Annotated in this window: 10 protein-coding genes and 1 tRNA gene; 2 read left to right on the top strand and 9 right to left on the bottom strand. The window is 58.0% G+C overall.

Features of this window, described 5'->3' with window-relative positions; all coding sequences use genetic code 11:
* The 3 genes from ODQ19_RS19935 to ODQ19_RS19925 form a co-directional block, all read right to left on the bottom strand.
* A complete protein-coding gene (locus ODQ19_RS19935; protein WP_330211032.1) occupies nucleotides 1–5,190 on the bottom strand; it encodes a dermonecrotic toxin domain-containing protein in 5,190 nt (1,729 codons plus the stop codon).
* A gap of 85 nt (nucleotides 5,191–5,275) precedes the next feature.
* Nucleotides 5,276–7,300 (bottom strand): M3 family metallopeptidase, encoded by a 2,025-nt coding sequence (locus tag ODQ19_RS19930; protein WP_330211031.1) that lies wholly within the window; start codon nucleotides 7,298–7,300, stop codon nucleotides 5,276–5,278.
* A gap of 179 nt (nucleotides 7,301–7,479) precedes the next feature.
* Nucleotides 7,480–8,730, bottom strand: a complete 1,251-nt coding sequence (locus tag ODQ19_RS19925; RefSeq protein ID WP_330211030.1) for an MFS transporter — start codon at nucleotides 8,728–8,730, stop codon at nucleotides 7,480–7,482.
* Nucleotides 8,731–8,832: 102 nt separating this feature from the next.
* Here ODQ19_RS19925 and ODQ19_RS19920 point away from each other — a divergent pair, with 102 nt between their 5' ends.
* Complete coding sequence (locus tag ODQ19_RS19920) at nucleotides 8,833–9,801, top strand: AraC family transcriptional regulator (protein ID WP_330211029.1); 969 nt, start codon at nucleotides 8,833–8,835, stop codon at nucleotides 9,799–9,801.
* An 883-nt stretch (nucleotides 9,802–10,684) separates the two neighbouring features.
* On the opposite strand, the gene ODQ19_RS19915 is transcribed toward ODQ19_RS19920, so the two are convergent.
* The gene (locus ODQ19_RS19915) at nucleotides 10,685–11,095 is read right to left on the bottom strand and encodes a helix-turn-helix transcriptional regulator (RefSeq protein WP_330211028.1); all 411 of its coding nucleotides are present in this window, start codon (nucleotides 11,093–11,095) and stop codon (nucleotides 10,685–10,687) included.
* 64 nt (nucleotides 11,096–11,159) lie between these two features.
* Here ODQ19_RS19915 and ODQ19_RS19910 point away from each other — a divergent pair, with 64 nt between their 5' ends.
* Nucleotides 11,160–11,588 (top strand): hypothetical protein, encoded by a 429-nt coding sequence (locus ODQ19_RS19910; protein ID WP_330211027.1) that lies wholly within the window; start codon nucleotides 11,160–11,162, stop codon nucleotides 11,586–11,588.
* A 388-nt stretch (nucleotides 11,589–11,976) separates the two neighbouring features.
* Here the strand turns inward: ODQ19_RS19910 and ODQ19_RS19905 are convergent.
* From ODQ19_RS19905 to ODQ19_RS19885, 5 genes are all read right to left on the bottom strand, one after another.
* Nucleotides 11,977–12,052: transfer RNA gene (locus ODQ19_RS19905), tRNA-Gly, on the bottom strand.
* Nucleotides 12,053–12,112: 60 nt separating this feature from the next.
* A complete protein-coding gene (gene pgsA / locus ODQ19_RS19900; protein ID WP_003190391.1) occupies nucleotides 12,113–12,673 on the bottom strand; it encodes a CDP-diacylglycerol--glycerol-3-phosphate 3-phosphatidyltransferase in 561 nt (186 codons plus the stop codon).
* A 32-nt stretch (nucleotides 12,674–12,705) separates the two neighbouring features.
* Nucleotides 12,706–14,529 carry an excinuclease ABC subunit UvrC gene (gene uvrC, locus ODQ19_RS19895; protein WP_330211026.1) on the bottom strand — a complete coding sequence of 608 codons (1,824 nt, stop codon included), beginning with the start codon at nucleotides 14,527–14,529 and terminating at the stop codon, nucleotides 12,706–12,708.
* 1 nt (nucleotide 14,530) lies between these two features.
* On the bottom strand, nucleotides 14,531–15,172 hold the full coding sequence (gene gacA / locus ODQ19_RS19890; protein ID WP_003190387.1) for a response regulator transcription factor GacA: 642 nt from the start codon (nucleotides 15,170–15,172) through the stop codon (nucleotides 14,531–14,533).
* 151 nt (nucleotides 15,173–15,323) lie between these two features.
* Nucleotides 15,324–15,689, bottom strand: a complete 366-nt coding sequence (locus ODQ19_RS19885; protein ID WP_116665593.1) for a helix-turn-helix domain-containing protein — start codon at nucleotides 15,687–15,689, stop codon at nucleotides 15,324–15,326.
* Between the last annotated feature and the right edge of the window lie 21 nt (nucleotides 15,690–15,710).

The following is a 15,710-nucleotide window of genomic DNA, read 5'->3' as shown; positions in this document are numbered from 1 at the left end:
TCAGGGCGGATAGCCGGTCAGGCCAACAGGTCTCTCTTTTCGACGTCCCAGCTGTGCAACCAGGTAGGCGACGGAGTCGGCGTTGTTAAGTACCGTCAGGATGCGTTTAAGCGGATCGGTACGGAAAACTCGCCGGGCATCGGCGAGGGTTTGGGTGCCCGTAACGGTGAGCAGCCTGTCGAGCACATGCTGTGTTGCCGTGCCCTGTGTAGGGTCTGTTCTGAGGCCGGTTGCAATATCGACAACCTGGAACAACTCATGGGTCGGGGTACTGAGCGACAGCCTTGAAAGATGGCGGTTTTCCAGGGTTATTTTAGTGTCACGGCCCTCAGGGGTTTGTGGATCAATCAGGTCATCAAAGGGATGGGTGGAATGCACGTAAGCCAAGTCCAACGTCTCACATACATGATGAGTGATTTCGTGAATGAGGGTAGTGGCACGGGCATGGACGCTGACATAGAACGGTTTTATCAACAAATGACCGTATTTCAGACCTGGATTGAAAAACACCTCGGTCAAGTACACCAGTTGAAGGGGGTCAGGGACAATCGTAAAGGCCATCAACGTGTGCCCGCCCTGAAGAGCCGGCAACCGCGAACGGCCAATGACAAATCGCGTTGAGTCCGAGGAGGTCAGTGAGGGCTCCATCAACGCAGTGCAGATCGTATCGATGATCGCCTGAATTTTTTCAAGGTGTTCGACCTCGAGCGTCGGCAAGCCGAAAAACGCTTTGATCTGTTTGACGAGCTCAGGTGCAGCAAGGGGTGTTTGTGCGATCAGGCGCAAATTTTCCTGGGCGTTCTTTGCATAAAACGTCGCCAAGGCAAGTGCATCGGTGATAACCCAGGATTCCCGAGCGTAAAGCGCTCGTATCTCGCGCATCCCGCTGGCCAATACATTCATACTGGAGCGCGCAAAGGGCTCGGAGTAGAAGCGATTAAGTAAGCGTGCAAGTGCCCGTCGCCCCGTCAGCACTGGGCCAGCGCTACTGAGCATCCACTGTTGACGAGGGTTGCGCTGTACCTCAGGACCGACTTCGCCATCACCGATGACGCGCCAACCCTGGCCATGCTTGATGACTTCGAACACTTTCCCTGCCACCGCCGCGTAATAATGGTTGGAGGCCGATAGGTAAAGGTTGAGTGAAGTGTCTTTAACCAGGTTGGCCAAGCTCGGCTCAAGGACTTCGAAACGCTGGAGCCGGGTGCGGGAAGCAGCGGTAATGTCCAGCGCGGGCCAGGACACCACAGAGGTCGCAGGTGTGGAAGGCGGCGGGATCGGCTCGGGTGCCGGGGGCATGCCGCCCTCTGATACGGGAGGCATGGAATCGCGCAAACCGACCAGCAAGGCGACCCCGCCAATGAAATGCCCCAGCGCCTCATGCCATTGGTGGCTTTGCAGCTCTTCGGCAGAAGCCTTGAACAGCTTGAAGCTCTGCCAGACCACCAAGGGGTAAGCCAGTTTTCCAGCAAAAAACACGATGGCCTGCTTTACACCCTCAGAGAACACGGCCTTGGCCGTCTCCCAGGCGGTGCCTGCACTGGCCGTTTTTTGGCAGCCCAGCAGCGTCGTCAGCAGCTCGACATTGTCGGTATACAACTGTTTGAACAAAGGCGCGGTGATGGGATTGGATGCCAGTTGGAGGGTGGTGTTGGCTTGGGGTTGCTCCAGTGCGCTGGTCAGTGCCGCGTGGTCAACGGCCGGGACCACCAGCCGAACCCAACGCTGTAAGGCACCAGAGGCTGTCAACTCAGCACGCAGTGCGGCCTCCACCGTGTATTCCTTGAGGGTGTAGCCTGGGCTATAGGGGGCATAAAGGACTAGAGGCCCCTCTTCACCTGAGGTGGGACCGATCAGGTAAACCCCAGGGATCTTGATGGTTTTCTTCCCTGCATCAACCAGCAGTTGCAAAGGGCGGATCATCGCGTTGGCATCCACCACTGTCGCACGGGCGATCGCATCGGGCATGTCCATGATCTGTTGAATGAGCCCAAAGGCCACCGACGAAAGCTGGCCTTGCAACCTCATGCCATGCGCGTATTGCATCAGTTGCCACGGCAGTTGCTTGGCGAATCGCGTAGAGCGTTGCGCAAAGTCCGAACTGGCAGAACCCAATACGGATTGGATGTAAGTTTGATAAGCCGCGTTGATGTTCAGCGCCTGTATCCGCGTTTTCAGCGTCGGCGCATCCAGAGTGTCAGGCAACGGCGTTGTACCGGTGCTGGCGAAGAGAGGCACCTCATCGTTCCAATACGATTGATGACTCAAGGCATAGTCCAGCAGCGACTGATTGCGGGCAGGTGTACTGCCCTGCCCCGGTAGCCCGACTTCGACGTCATCAGGTGTGACGCTGCCCTGAACGTCAAGCGCCTTCAGTAAAGTGCTGAGTTTCTTGCGCGTGAACTGAGCCAGGGAGTCGATCCCGTGCAGGTAATCCTGATTGTCGGTGACATTGTTTCGATACTGCTCCAACAATTCGACATAGAGCTGTTGATCGACAGCACTGGCTTTGCCCAACCATTGCAAACCCTGTTGCAGGATCATGGCCTGAACCATGTCCATGGCACGCTGCAGGTTGGTGGGCGCCAGGTTTTGTGTGGCTTGAACCTGCCACAGCTTACGCAACTGTTCGACCGACAGTTTCATGGACAGGAGGTGCGTCAGCTCACGGTCTTTTTGTTGAGCATAGGTTCGTTGCAAGTGCTCGACGAGGTTGTCCTCGATCAGTTCAAGGGAACTGAGTGCATAGCGCGGATGTGAATCCCAATCCGGTTGCGCCAGGTTCGCCAGGAAAGCCTGTCGTTCGTCCGGGATTGCCAGGCGTCGGTCCAGCTCTGCTTTGAAATGACTCAATGAGTGGAAACTTTCCAGGCCCAACACGGGCGTCCATAGCAGCGTGCGACCGCAATATTGAGGGTCAAGCCCACCGCGCTCGGTCAGCACGAAACAATTATTGAGTACCAGCGGGGTACTCTGCCCAGTCGGTACGACCTGCAAAGAAAACGCATCAGGGCGAAACCCATTGACGCCAGTGCGCAAGTCTCTGGCGTAAATACCTAACACGGTCAAAAACACTTCGTAGTCGAGGGGCAATAAAGCGTTGTTCCAGAGCCTGACTTGCACTTCCCCTGTCAAGCCCATCTCCATTGCCTTTCTCAGCAAGGGCTGCATGTTGGGGGACACGCTGTGGGTTCTACGCAGGTACTGTTCAAACCCACCGACTGCACTGTTGATCAGCGTATTGAAGGTAGCGGCGTCCATACCTGAGACCTTGGTGGCGGGTTTGCCAGGAGCGGTTGAGTAGACGTGCGTGTTAAGCGGGTCGATGAGTGGGCCCGCTTCGCCACATAAACGCGCCAGAAAATAGTCGACCATACTGCTCGATGACAGCAGTTCAGGCTTGCCAGTGTTACTCGAAGGGCTGCTGTATTGGCGTACCGAGACGCACGCAGCCTGCAAGTGGTGCTGCTTGATAGCGTACAGTTTGGTATTGAGATAGGTGATAACGGAACGCTCCAGCGAGGGGCGAAACGATAGGTGTTGTTCGATTTCGGCGCTGACGGTTTCGAGTAAATGCACAGTTGTGCGCATTGCAGCCAGTGTTGGTGGAACCCTGGGTTCAGACACCGTCGCCGTCCAGGTCTCTGCCAACTGGGTACTCCAACGCCCCATGGGTTCGAAGGTCAGTAATGTCGGGTCAATCATGCCACGCACATCCAGCACATGATCAACCAGGGCACCGAGGTCCATCGTGCCCTGGCTAAGGCGATACTGATCAAGGGCGTATTCAAGGTTGCGACCTTGTTTTTCAATGATGCCCTCCATGATGCTTTGGAAAATAACCCCGGTGATGGGGCCTTTGGTGACGTCGCAAGCCAGCAGGTCTACTTCGTCATAGCGTTCCGGCCTGGATAGATGCGCTCTCCAGGCATCCGCATGCTGCCGGGGGTTGAGCCCCTCAAGAAGGTGGGTTTTGAGTGTTCCCAGCTCGGTAAACGATTGCAGGCCCTGATGGGGGGTATAGAGCAGCCAGGGCGAGCCATCGTCGCTTTTGTTACTGCTGATGATGAGTGTGCCTGCCAGCTCGGCCGGGGCCTGTTCAGGCCCACTCAGCAGTGCCTTTTCAACATCGATCGCAGGCGCAAGCGTTGTCGCGGGCAGCGCAGCCTTGAGCGGCAAGGCCTGTAGTTGCAGACGCTGCTCAACCGTCATCGTAGTTTGCTGTTGTTGCTCCAGCGCCAGCGTGAAAAAGGCATTGGCCATGGCATGGGTAAAAAGTTGTAGCCGTGAGCACCCTGCGGCGGCCGGCAGCGCCCAAAATATCTTGGGCTGTTGCTTCATATAGGCTTTCAAGCCCCGGGCCAATCCTTGGACTGATACGTCCCAACGCAACTGATCATCAGCTTCCTGATTAGGCTGCTGGGGGTTGTAATAGCGCCGGGTCTCCCCGGCAGGCCAGCCATTGGCGACGAAATACCTGAGCACGGTTTCGCTCAAGGAGCGGGTGGTCGTATGCCGGGGCGTTGGCGTATCAGAGTTGCCTGATTTGCGGGATGCATCGATGACATAACTCTGCACTTGGATGTGGTGCTGATCGACACCCGTAAAAGACTGCGCCAATTCAGTGCATATGTATTCATCCAGCAGCGAAGTGAAACTGGGCAGTTTGAGCAGCTCCTCGCGCATCAAACGGGCATTGTCGAGCAGGTTGTTGGAGAGGGTCGTATGTTGTGCTTCGAAGACAGCGCCGGCCACAGTATGTGTGGTAATCGTCAGGGTCGCAGTGGGCGTTAGGGTTACTTGCTGGGCAATGGAAAGGTAATCAAGCAACGCTTGGCGCTGCGACGCATCTTTGAGCCACGACACCAGTTGCGTCTTGAGTGCTTCATGGCTTGCCAGCTTTTCCAGACCACGAGCAGGCGTATAGAGAATAACCCCACCTTCCGGGGCGGGGCTCATGACGAATGCACCTGCAAGCTCAATAGCCGCTTGACCGAGCACGTTCAGTTGCAGGGTCTGGACGTGCATCGGTGCTTTTTGTGCCTGGCGCAAAGCATCGGTGGCCAGGTAAACGGAATCGAACCAGTCAAGGTCCTTGAGGGTAAAGTTGCGGGTGCGTTGGCGCTCGCTCAGTTGCGTACGATCAGTTTGGGTTTCGCTGAAAAAATACGGTGGGGTGTCGGTGCTCATTGAATGCTCTCCATGCCGGACTGGCTACTGAAGATCACTCTGGCGCTCCACGTTTCAGCTCAGGGGCTACATATGCACCCGCGCTTCATGCCCCGGTGGAATGCCCGACACATCCCGCGCCGTCCCCCCGGAAAAGCGCAAGTGAGCTCAACAGCGTACGGGTATCCCCCTCAGTGATAAACGCGTCACGGAAGGCTTTGCCGGTCTCGGGGTTGAACACGCCATCACGCTCAAACCGCTCAAACGCCTGGCGGGCCAGGACACCGGACCACTTGTAGGAATACATTCTGGCCCCATAGCTGCCCATCGGTTGTTCGAAGCGGTTGATCGGGCGGGCACCATCCGGCCACTGCAAATGCCCGACTTCAACGTTGGCATGGGTGAAAACCTCATGAGGTGTACGCCCGTCGCCGTAGGTACGGTGCAATTCGAAGTCGACGAGGCCCGTGAGCAAAACACTGGCGGTCTCCTGGCTGGTCTGGATGCGAACAAATCGGCTCATTTGATTGGCCATATCGTCAGGCAAGGAGTCTCCCGTCTGGAAATGGCCGGATAGCCAGGTCAGGAACGACGGAGTAAAGCAGAACTGCTCCAGCACTTGGCCAAAGAATTCCGCCGCGTCATGGCTCATTTGGTCCATACCGGAAATCGCCCGGTAGGGGGCGGCGGTCAACAGGTGCTGCAGGCAGTGACCGAACTCATGCAATAAGACCCTCAATTGCAGATGGTCCAGCAAGCAAGGCTGGGGCGCTGTAGGTCGTGGCAACTTGCTGCGTAGCACTGCGATGGGCCGTTGTGGACGCCCCTCGGCGGTCATCCGGTGATTGCGCAAGCCCATGGCGACGCCGATCGCGCCGCCCGCCAGGCGGCGATAAGGGTCAATAAACAAATGTCCGATCGGCTCCGCGTACTCCCTGAGTTCAAATACCCGCACATCGGGGTGCCAGGTATCGACTGTGGTTTGTTCGATCAACTCAACGCCGAACAGGGTTTGGGTGAACGTGCACAAGCGTTGCAACACTGTTTCCAAGGGGAAGTAGTTGCGCAGCGCGTCCTGGGAAACGCCAGCCATGTCCTGGCGAATTTTTTCCGCGAAATAGCGGTGATCCCAGGCTTCCAGAGCATTGACCCCCCGTTGCGCGGCATAGCGTTGCAGTTGTTGCGTCTCATGGGCAAATGTCGTGCGTGCCTGATCAATCTGTTGATGCAGAAATGCAGTGACCTCATCGCTCGTCTCCGCCATTTGCTCCACAAGCGCCAGTTCGGCGAAGTTGGCATAGCCCAGCAGTTGTGCTTTCTGGTGACGACTGTCGAGCAACACTGTCAGAACCAGCTCATTGTCGGTGGCAATGGCGTCAGGGCCGGACTCCACGGCACGAGTGTAGTACGCCACCATCATTTCCTGGCGCAGGGCCCGATGGTCGGCGTAGCTCATCACATCGTCAAAGGATTGCTCGGAAAGGGTTAATAACCAGCCATCCAGGCCTGCGTCCCGAGCCGCGACCTCCATGCGTGCCAGAGCTGCGTCAGGCAATCCGCTGAGCAGCGCCTTGTCTTGAATGGGCTTACGCCATGCGTCGCTGGAGTCTCTCACTCGGCGCAGGAACTCCTGACTGAGTTGATCGATTTGCAGGTTCAACGCTTTCAGCCGTAGCTGCTTCTCAGGAGAAAGATCAAGGCCAGCCAAATGGTACTTGCGCAATATTTTACGCAGCGCGCTTTGGCGTTGTTCATTGAAAAGGGCCGCGATCGGGCTGTTGGCAAGTTGTCGGTGGAGCTGATACAGGTCGTTGTTCGTGGCTAACTCGGCTTTGTACTGCATTACCAGCTGATAACTGCGGTGTGATGCCAGCGTCCATGTCGGCCCTTGGGGGTGGGAGTCAAGCAGCACAATAATGTTGAGAACGCCATCCAGGCGAGTCTCCAACTCTTCCACTGCTTGCACCAGATCGTCCCAGGTGGGGAATGGCGTCTGGCTGGCAATGATCGTGGCGGTGGTGTTGCGACTTTCAGTGATGATCTGCTCAATGGCGGGCACCAAGTGTTCTGCTCGGATGGCAGAGAACGGTGGCAGGTCGTAGGGCAGTAGCAGTGGATTGCTTTCAGGCATGAAGTCACTCTTCAAAGGTAGCTGTCGAAGCATCCAGCCTAGGGAGTGAATCATCGTTGGATGGGATAGATAGGTATGGGTAATAGTCTGGTCGGCAGGCTAACTCAATCAACATCAGACCTTGAGCCCTCGCCTTTGCGGGGGCTCAAGAGAAGGTCGAGGCGGTTTGAAAATCCGAATCAAAGGTGCAACGCGGGCTTGGACTCCCGAACGCCATGGACAGAAGGGACCCGGACACGCAGCGCAATCAGCAACGCAGCCAGCAGCATCAGCACCGCTGCCGCTATGAATACGCCTGCGCTGCCACCGAGGCTGAACACTGCACCGCCAGCGGCGGCGCCCGTGGCGATGGCGGACTGCACAGATGCCACCACCATCCCCCCGGCGCTTTCCGCCTGATCAGGTACCGCGCTGGCGACCCAGTTCGACCACGCCACCGGCACACCGCCAAAGGCCAAGCCCCAGATTGCCAGCAGTACCGCCTGCCCCGGCAACGAGGGTGGCAACAGCACCAACGCCAGTGCTGCAACCCCGACCAGCGCAGGCATTAACACCAGAGTGGCCAGCGGGTGACGCTCCAACAGCCTGCCGGCCAACAGCGTGCCGACGAAGTTCGCCACACCGAACCCCAGCAACATCAGCGACAGCCCTTGCGGGCCGATGCCGGTAGTGCCTTCCAGGAATGGCCGAACATAGGTGAACATCGCAAAGTGACCGCTATGCACCAGCACACAACCGAACATCCCCATGGCGATGCCCGGGCGCTGCAACACTTCGAAAACGGTGCGCAAACGTGCCGGCTGGCGCGGCGCGAGGCGCGGCAAAGTCAATGACTGAAACGCCAGGGTCACCATGCCTACCGCCGCCGCTGCAAAGAACGCGCTGCGCCAGCCGTATAGCCCGCCCAGATAGCTGCCCAGCGGCACGGCAACGACCGTCCCGATAGCAATGCCGCTGAAAATGATCGAAAGCGCCCGAGGCAACAGTGCACTCGGCACCAAGCGCATCGCCACGGCCGCAGCCATGCTCCAGAACCCGCCAAGGGCAATCCCCAGCAAGATGCGCATCAACAGCAGCACCGCGAAGCTGGAGGAAACGGCGACCAAAAGATTGGAGGCCACCATCAACGTGGAAAACCCCAACAACACCCAACGTCGATCGATGCCGCGGGTCAGGCCTGGCACCAACAAACCGGCGAACAACGCTACCACTGCTGTCACCGTTACCGCCTGGCCAGCCAGTGCTTCGGACACGCCCAGATCAGTCGCCATCAGTGTTAACAAACTGGCCGGAAGGTACTCCGCGGTCAGTAATCCGAACACTCCCATTGCCAACGAGAAGACGGCCATCCACGCGGGGGCCGCAGGCTCTGCATCCGAGAAGGCGCCGGGATGACGGTTGGATACGGCATTACATACACAGTCAGTCATTGCAGGGATCTCCCAATTTTCATTGCGAGCCGCAGTCTAGGCGCCGGAAGCTGGATGATCTATGATCAAAAACCTCTACTTTTTGACTAAAACACCTGAACAATGTCTGCAGAACAGTTTGCTCTTTCCTCGGATCTCATCAACGAACTGTTGCGCGGCATGCGCCTGCGTGGCGTCGAATACCGGCGTATACAAACGAGTCCGACTTTCGGTTTGGGCTTCGCTGAAAAACCTGGGCATGCCTGGTTCCACTTCATGGCCGTCGGCAATGCGGTACTGCGAATGGCGGACGGCACCACCTACGCGCTGTCTGCCGGCAACGCCGTGTTCATCTCCCATGGCGCGGCCCATCAACTGTATTCCCATGCGGACGCACCTGTTCAGGACATCGAACGTCTAGACAGCGTCCCCCTCGGTGACGCCGTGAGCGCGGTGCACACCGCAACCGATGCCAGCCCAACGCCGGGCACAATTTTGTTCAGTGGTTGCATGGAGTTTGAACTGGGCAGTATCCATGGCCTTGGCAAGCTGATGCCGGGCCTGATGTTGATTGATGCCGGCGGCCAGCGCTACCCCGGACTGGTGCCTATCCTGACCACCATGGAACGCGAGGTCAGCGCCGCACGTGTGGGCTTCGCCGGTATCCTCGCACGGTTGGCCGACGTGGTGGCCGCCATGGTCGTTCGCGGCTGGGTGGAGTGCGCCTGCGGTAATGCCTCTGGCCTGGTCGCCGCCTTGCGCGATCCACGCTTGGCCGGTGCACTGCTAGCGCTCCATCAACAACCGGGCCGCGACTGGACCGTTGCGCAGTTGGCAGAGCAATGCAATACCTCACGCTCAGCCTTCGCGGATCGCTTCCAGGTGACGATTGGCATGACGCCGCTGCGCTATGTCACCGAACTGCGAATGCGGCTTGCAAGCCAGTGGCTGACCCTCGAAAGGCTGCCGATCGAAGAGGTAGCACAGCGCTTGGGCTATACATCCCAGGCCGCTTTCAGTCGCGCATTCAAGCGCATTACGGGCAAGACACCGGGGTTAAGTCGCAAGGTGAGGCAACCCATTGTTACTTGACGCTGAGCGCACGTAGTCGACGATCTGTGCCTCTGAATCATTTAACGCCCGTTACGTCGAGGAATGGGTCACGGCAGCGCGACGCCTATGACCGCTTGCTGCACCTGAGCAATGAAAACCGCTCGCGACTACCTGATCGAAAGCCAGCACTGGGACCTCTCAGGCACTGCATAGGACCCGATCCGCGGTAGCGTCCCCCCCATCGCGTGTTTTCCACCTCCATTGAAAGATCGCTCCTACACCTTCTCCAAACACCTCCGACGGCCCAATCTGAAATACCCAACAGTCACGAAAAATGACGAGCCCTTTTCTACAAATAAACGTTATGTATTCAGTTGTTCTGGGCAAGAAGCCCACGTCTCCATTCACCTCATGAAGAACTTGGATCATGCTAAATACCTCATTTTTTCCCTCACTACGTACCGCCATCGTTACAGCCCTGCGGCCCCGACAACTCAACCGAGAGGAAGAGCGCCTGGTCCACTACTACCGTTGCTTGTCGGAACAGGATCGTGAAGCGGTGCGCTGCCTAATGTTTGCGGTCAGGGAAACCAGTGAGGCGAACACCCTCACCCATAAAAAGTGACACCCTCATGGGTCAGCGAACGATGAAGTACCTGCGGGGTTGGACACCTTGCCAAGTGCCCTCGGTGGCCTGACGCTCTCCCGCTGTGTGGACGCTCTGATCCGACAGGATCTGCTCGATCCGTTGCCCTACGTGCGCCGGCACATCTGCGGCGATTGAGGCGATGCGCGCGCAGAGCATCGCCGCTACGGCGACCCACCTGATATTGGGAACCGTCGCGTCGTAACTCAATCAACCACCAGACCTTGAGCCCCCGCCTGTCGAGGGATCTCTGCCATGTGCTCGCGCAGGGCTTCGCTACTCGCTTGTCGCCGGGAATTTCTCGCCAGCCCCTGTTTCCAGCCACTGTGCATTAACGCTCAACAGCCTGGCTAACTTATCGAGCTGCGAGTGCGGGATACCATGAGAAAACCAATTGGTCAGCTGCTGGGGGCTGATCTTCAGAAATAGCGCGAAATCCATTGGCGCGATCTTGCACTTCGACAGCACTACCCGCAGACGCACACCGGAACATTCCGCGCTGGCAGCGCGAAGCGTCGTTGATCGTCGCCCTGTGCGCGCTTCTTTCCCTTGCCCGTAGCCCATTCCTTGCTCCTTGTGTAGCTCCATGTGTTTTTTGCCCCTTTCACACTGCGGGTTCACTGAGTATAAAAACGCCGCGTTCACCGGTTCCAGTTCCCATGTCGCATAGCTCATTCGGGTGAGCATTGGGCGCGTCATACGGCGTGGCAGAGCCGGATAACCGCTTGGGTGGTTATAGCCGGCTTGAATAATGAGTGATCGACTGAAATACACAGGCGCATTGGCCTTGGCCCTCGCGCTGCTGCAGACCGGCTGCGTCAGTTTTGACACCGTCCCGGAAATGTACGCGCGCAGCCAATGGAAAGGCCGCCCGGCGCAGGACGCCATCAATTTCTTTGGCCCCCCCCAAAAAATGGATCGCACCGCGGACGACCAGCATGTGGTGTTGCAGTGGTACCGCGACACTTTCTACAACAGCGATGAGGTGGTGGCACAAAGCGCGGAAAGGCAGGGCAATGTGATGGTGCCCACCAACTACTGGGCAACCGTCAGTAACCCGAATCGCGGCACCCTTTCCATCACCGTCGACCAGGACAGGAAGGTCGTCGGGTTTGAGGCCGATGAAGGCGAACTGCTGCTCTCCAGCGGCTGCCAGTCGGTCAAATTTGGGCCGCCTTAAGGCGACCTACGCTGAGGCTGGCTAACAAAACAACACCTGACAATTGCCACGGGGCGCTGCCAATTTTGGGACTATGCGCGCGCTGAACGCGCAGGCGCACAAAAATCCGTGTGCCGCACGATGGGGCAATTCCACCGCCTGGAAACCACCGTAATTCAGGATTATCGGTGCCAGAAGTGACGCCCTCCCAAGGCGTCGAGGCGCGTCGGGAAGTTGAAAGGACAGTAGTTTGGACTGGCGACCCAGGCGAACTGAGCGGATCGAGTAACAATACGAACTTGAGTGCGTCCCCTACGGTTTTGCGCACAAAAAAAGACGCCTAAGCGTCTATTCCGTAAATCACAGGCAAAAAAAAGCCACTCGTTAGAGTGGCTTTTTCTTTAATGCTTGGAGCGGGAAACGAGACTCGAACTCGCGACCCCGACCTTGGCAAGGTCGTGCTCTACCAACTGAGCTATTCCCGCTTGGTGATGCGCATTCTATAGAATCCTCAGCACCCGTCAACCCCTTGATTCAAAAAAGTTTTATTTCTTTTCAACGGTGGTTCGCAGATGGGGCCAGGCGGCACGCAGATATTGCAGCATGGACCACAGGGTCAGGCCAGCGGCAACGAGCAGCAAGGCGTAGCCGGTAAGCACCCAGAACGAGAAGTCCGACGGGTTGGCCAGCAGGATGACCAGCGCGAGCATCTGCGCGGCGGTTTTCCATTTGCCCATGTTCGATACGGCAACGTGGGCGCGGGCGCCGATTTCGGCCATCCATTCGCGCAGGGCCGAGACGACGATCTCGCGGCCAATGATGACGGCGGCCGGCAGGGTCAGCCACAGGTTGCCGTGTTCCTGCACCAGCAGCACCAGGGCGACGGCAACCATGAGTTTGTCGGCCACGGGGTCGAGGAACGCGCCAAAGGGCGTGCTCTGTTCCAGGCGGCGTGCCAGGTAGCCATCAAGCCAGTCGGTGGCGGCTGCGAAGGCAAATACCGAACTGGACGCGACGTAGCTCCATTCATACGGCAAATAGAACAACAAAATGAAAATCGGGATAAGCAGGACGCGTAGTACGGTGATCAGATTAGGGATATTCATCGGCACAACTGGCTACGAGGTGAGAAGGCATTCTATTCGCTGTGCAGGTTTGCATAAATCAATTCAGCGAGCTTTTTACTGATACCGGGTGCTTTGGCTATCTCGTCAATGCTGGCACGGGAGAGCTCCTGCAAGCCACCAAAATGTTTAAGCAAGTCGCGACGCCGCGTCGGGCCAACCCCTGCCACCCCTTCCAGGGTTGAAGTTCGCCGGGTTTTGCCACGGCGGGCGCGGTGGCCGGTAATGGCGAAACGGTGGGCTTCGTCACGGATTTGTTGAATCAGGTGCAGTGCGGGTGAGTCGCCCTTCAAAGTGAACTCATGGGCGGCATCATTCAAGTACAACGTCTCGAAACCGGCCTTGCGCGTGGTGCCCTTGGCGACGCCGAGCAGGATCAGGTCGGGCACCGCCAGTTCGTTGAGCACGTCACGGGCCATGGACAACTGGCCCTTGCCGCCGTCTACCAGCAGGATATCGGGCAACTTGCCCTCCCCGTCCTTCAGCTTGCTGAAACGCCGCGTGAGCGCCTGATGCATGGCGGCGTAGTCATCGCCTGCGGTAACACCTTCGATGTTGTAGCGCCGATAGTCGGCCTTGATCGGCCCTTCCGGCCCGAATACCACGCAGGAGGCCACCGTGGCCTCACCGCTGGAATGGCTGATGTCGTAGCACTCCAGGCGCTGGGGCGGCTCGTCCAGGTTGAGGACTTCGGCCAGGGCGTCGAAGCGTGCGGCAACGTGCTGTCGATTGGCCAGGCGTGCACCCAGGGCCTGTTCGGCGTTGGTCACGGCCAGTTGCTGCCAGCGGGCACGGGTGCCGCGTACGCGGTGGCTGATGTCCAGCTCGCGGCCGCGCAGCTCGTGGATGGCCTCGATCAAAGTCGGGAAGTCTTCATGCACCACGTTGACGATCAGCTCCGTCGGCAGGTCGCGCTCAGGGCTGCTGACATAGTATTGGCCAAGGAACGCGGCCATCACCTCTGCAACGTCTTCGTCGATACCGGTCTGCGGAAAGAAGTTCTTGCTCCCCAACACCCGCCCGCCACGGACGCTGATCAGGTGCACACAGGCGCCGCCCGGGTTGACGAACGCGGCGATCACGTCGACGTCACCGGTGCCGCCTTCCATGCTTTGCTGGTCCTGGACGCGGCGCAGCAGGGAGATCTGGTCGCGTAGCTCGGCAGCCTTTTCAAAATCCAGGGTGCTGGCCGCCTGCTCCATGGCCCCGGACAGCTCATCGGTGAGCGCGTTGCTGCGCCCCTCGAGGAACATCACCGAATGGCGCACATCCTCGGCGTACTCCGAAGGTTCCACCAGGCCCACGCAGGGCGCCTTGCAGCGCTTGATCTGGTATTGCAGGCACGGCCGGGTGCGGTTCTTGTAGAAGCTGTCTTCGCACTGACGCACAAAAAAGGTTTTTTGCAGCAGGCTCAGGCTTTCACGAATTGCCCCGGCGCTGGGGTAAGGCCCGAAGTACTTGCCCTTTTGCTTTTTTGCCCCGCGGTGAATGCTCAGGCGCGGAAAGTTGCCGTCCGATAAAAACACGTAAGGGTAGGATTTATCGTCACGCAGCAGGATGTTGTAAGGCGGCCGCCATTCCTTGATCAGCGTCTGCTCAAGCAGCAGCGCCTCGGTTTCATTGGCGGTGATGGTGGTTTCGACCTGGGCGATACGCGCCACCAGGGCGGCGGTTTTCGGCGCAAGGCCGGTCTTGCGAAAATAGCTCGCCAGGCGGTTCTTCAGGTTCTTGGCTTTGCCCACGTAAAGCAGGCGCGCCTCGCTGTCGAACATGCGGTACACGCCGGGGCGGCCACTGCAGGTGGAGAGAAAGGCACTCGGATCAAACGGTGTGGTCATGTCAGGCGCTGGCGTCCACCATGCCGTGGCGCACTGCGAGCAGGGTCAATTCAACATCACTGCTGATGGCAAGCTTCTCGAAGATACGATAACGGTAGGTATTGACGGTCTTGGGCGACAGGCACAGCTTGTCGGAGATGGTCTGCACCTTCTGGCAACCGACGATCATCAGGGCGATCTGGATTTCCCGCTCCGACAGCGCATCAAACGGCGAATCGCTGGTGGGCTGGAACGACTTGATCGCCAATTGCTGGGCAATCTGCGGGCTGATGTAACGTTGGCCGGCAAAGACCAGGCGAATGGCTTGCACCATCTCGGCCAGGCCCGCGCCCTTGGTGAGGTAGCCGGCGGCACCGGCTTGCAGCAAACGGGTGGGGAACGGGTCTTCCTCACACACCGTGACCACCACGACCTTGATGTCGGGATGGCTGCGCAACAATTTGGTCGTGGCACCAAGACCGCCAATCCCAGGCATCTTGACGTCCATCAACACCACATCGGGCTTCAACTCTCGGGCCTTGATCAGGGATTCCTCCCCCGACTCCGCCTGGCCGACTACTTGCAGGCCGTCGATGTCAGCCAGCATTCGTGTAATGCCTGTACGAACGAGATCATGGTCATCGACTACTAGCACCCTAATCAAGCAGACACCTCGCGATATGGTCTTATAGGTTGCTGAACACCTTAGCAAAAAACCAAGGCGCAGACCTAGTTGCAAGTGTCATATATATAGAGATTAAACGTGCTGCGGCTGTTCGCCGGCTGGCGAACAGCACTGTTTCCTGGGCTAAAGGTCAGGAATCCTGGGCGTGCGGCTTGGCTTTTCCGTTCACCACGGATGAATGCTCAGCCAAGGTACTGGTCAAGCGACGGATCGCTTCCTGGTCTTCCTTGAACATCGCTCGGTAATTGCCCAGCACTTTTTCTTCGATCTTGCTCAGGTTATCCAGCTGGATCGGCGTTGGGCTGCCGGTCAACACATACAGGATATCCACACCTTTTTCGGCGACGCGAGACAAATAGTCGGCCTTGGGTGCACGACCACCGCTTTCATATTTGCCTTGGGCGTTCGCCTCAACGCCTCCAATTTCTCCAAAAACTTTCTGCGACAGGCCAAGTCGCTCTCTTTCCTGCCTTAAGCGCGAACCGATTCCACTCATTTGGATGTATGATCCTAAATT

The organism is Pseudomonas sp. AM4(2022), assembly GCF_036346515.1.
GTDB classification, from domain to species: Bacteria; Pseudomonadota; Gammaproteobacteria; order Pseudomonadales; family Pseudomonadaceae; genus Aquipseudomonas; species Aquipseudomonas paracarnis.
The sequence above is the reverse complement of the archived record's forward strand: the minus strand, read 5'-3'. Positions and strand labels throughout refer to the sequence as shown.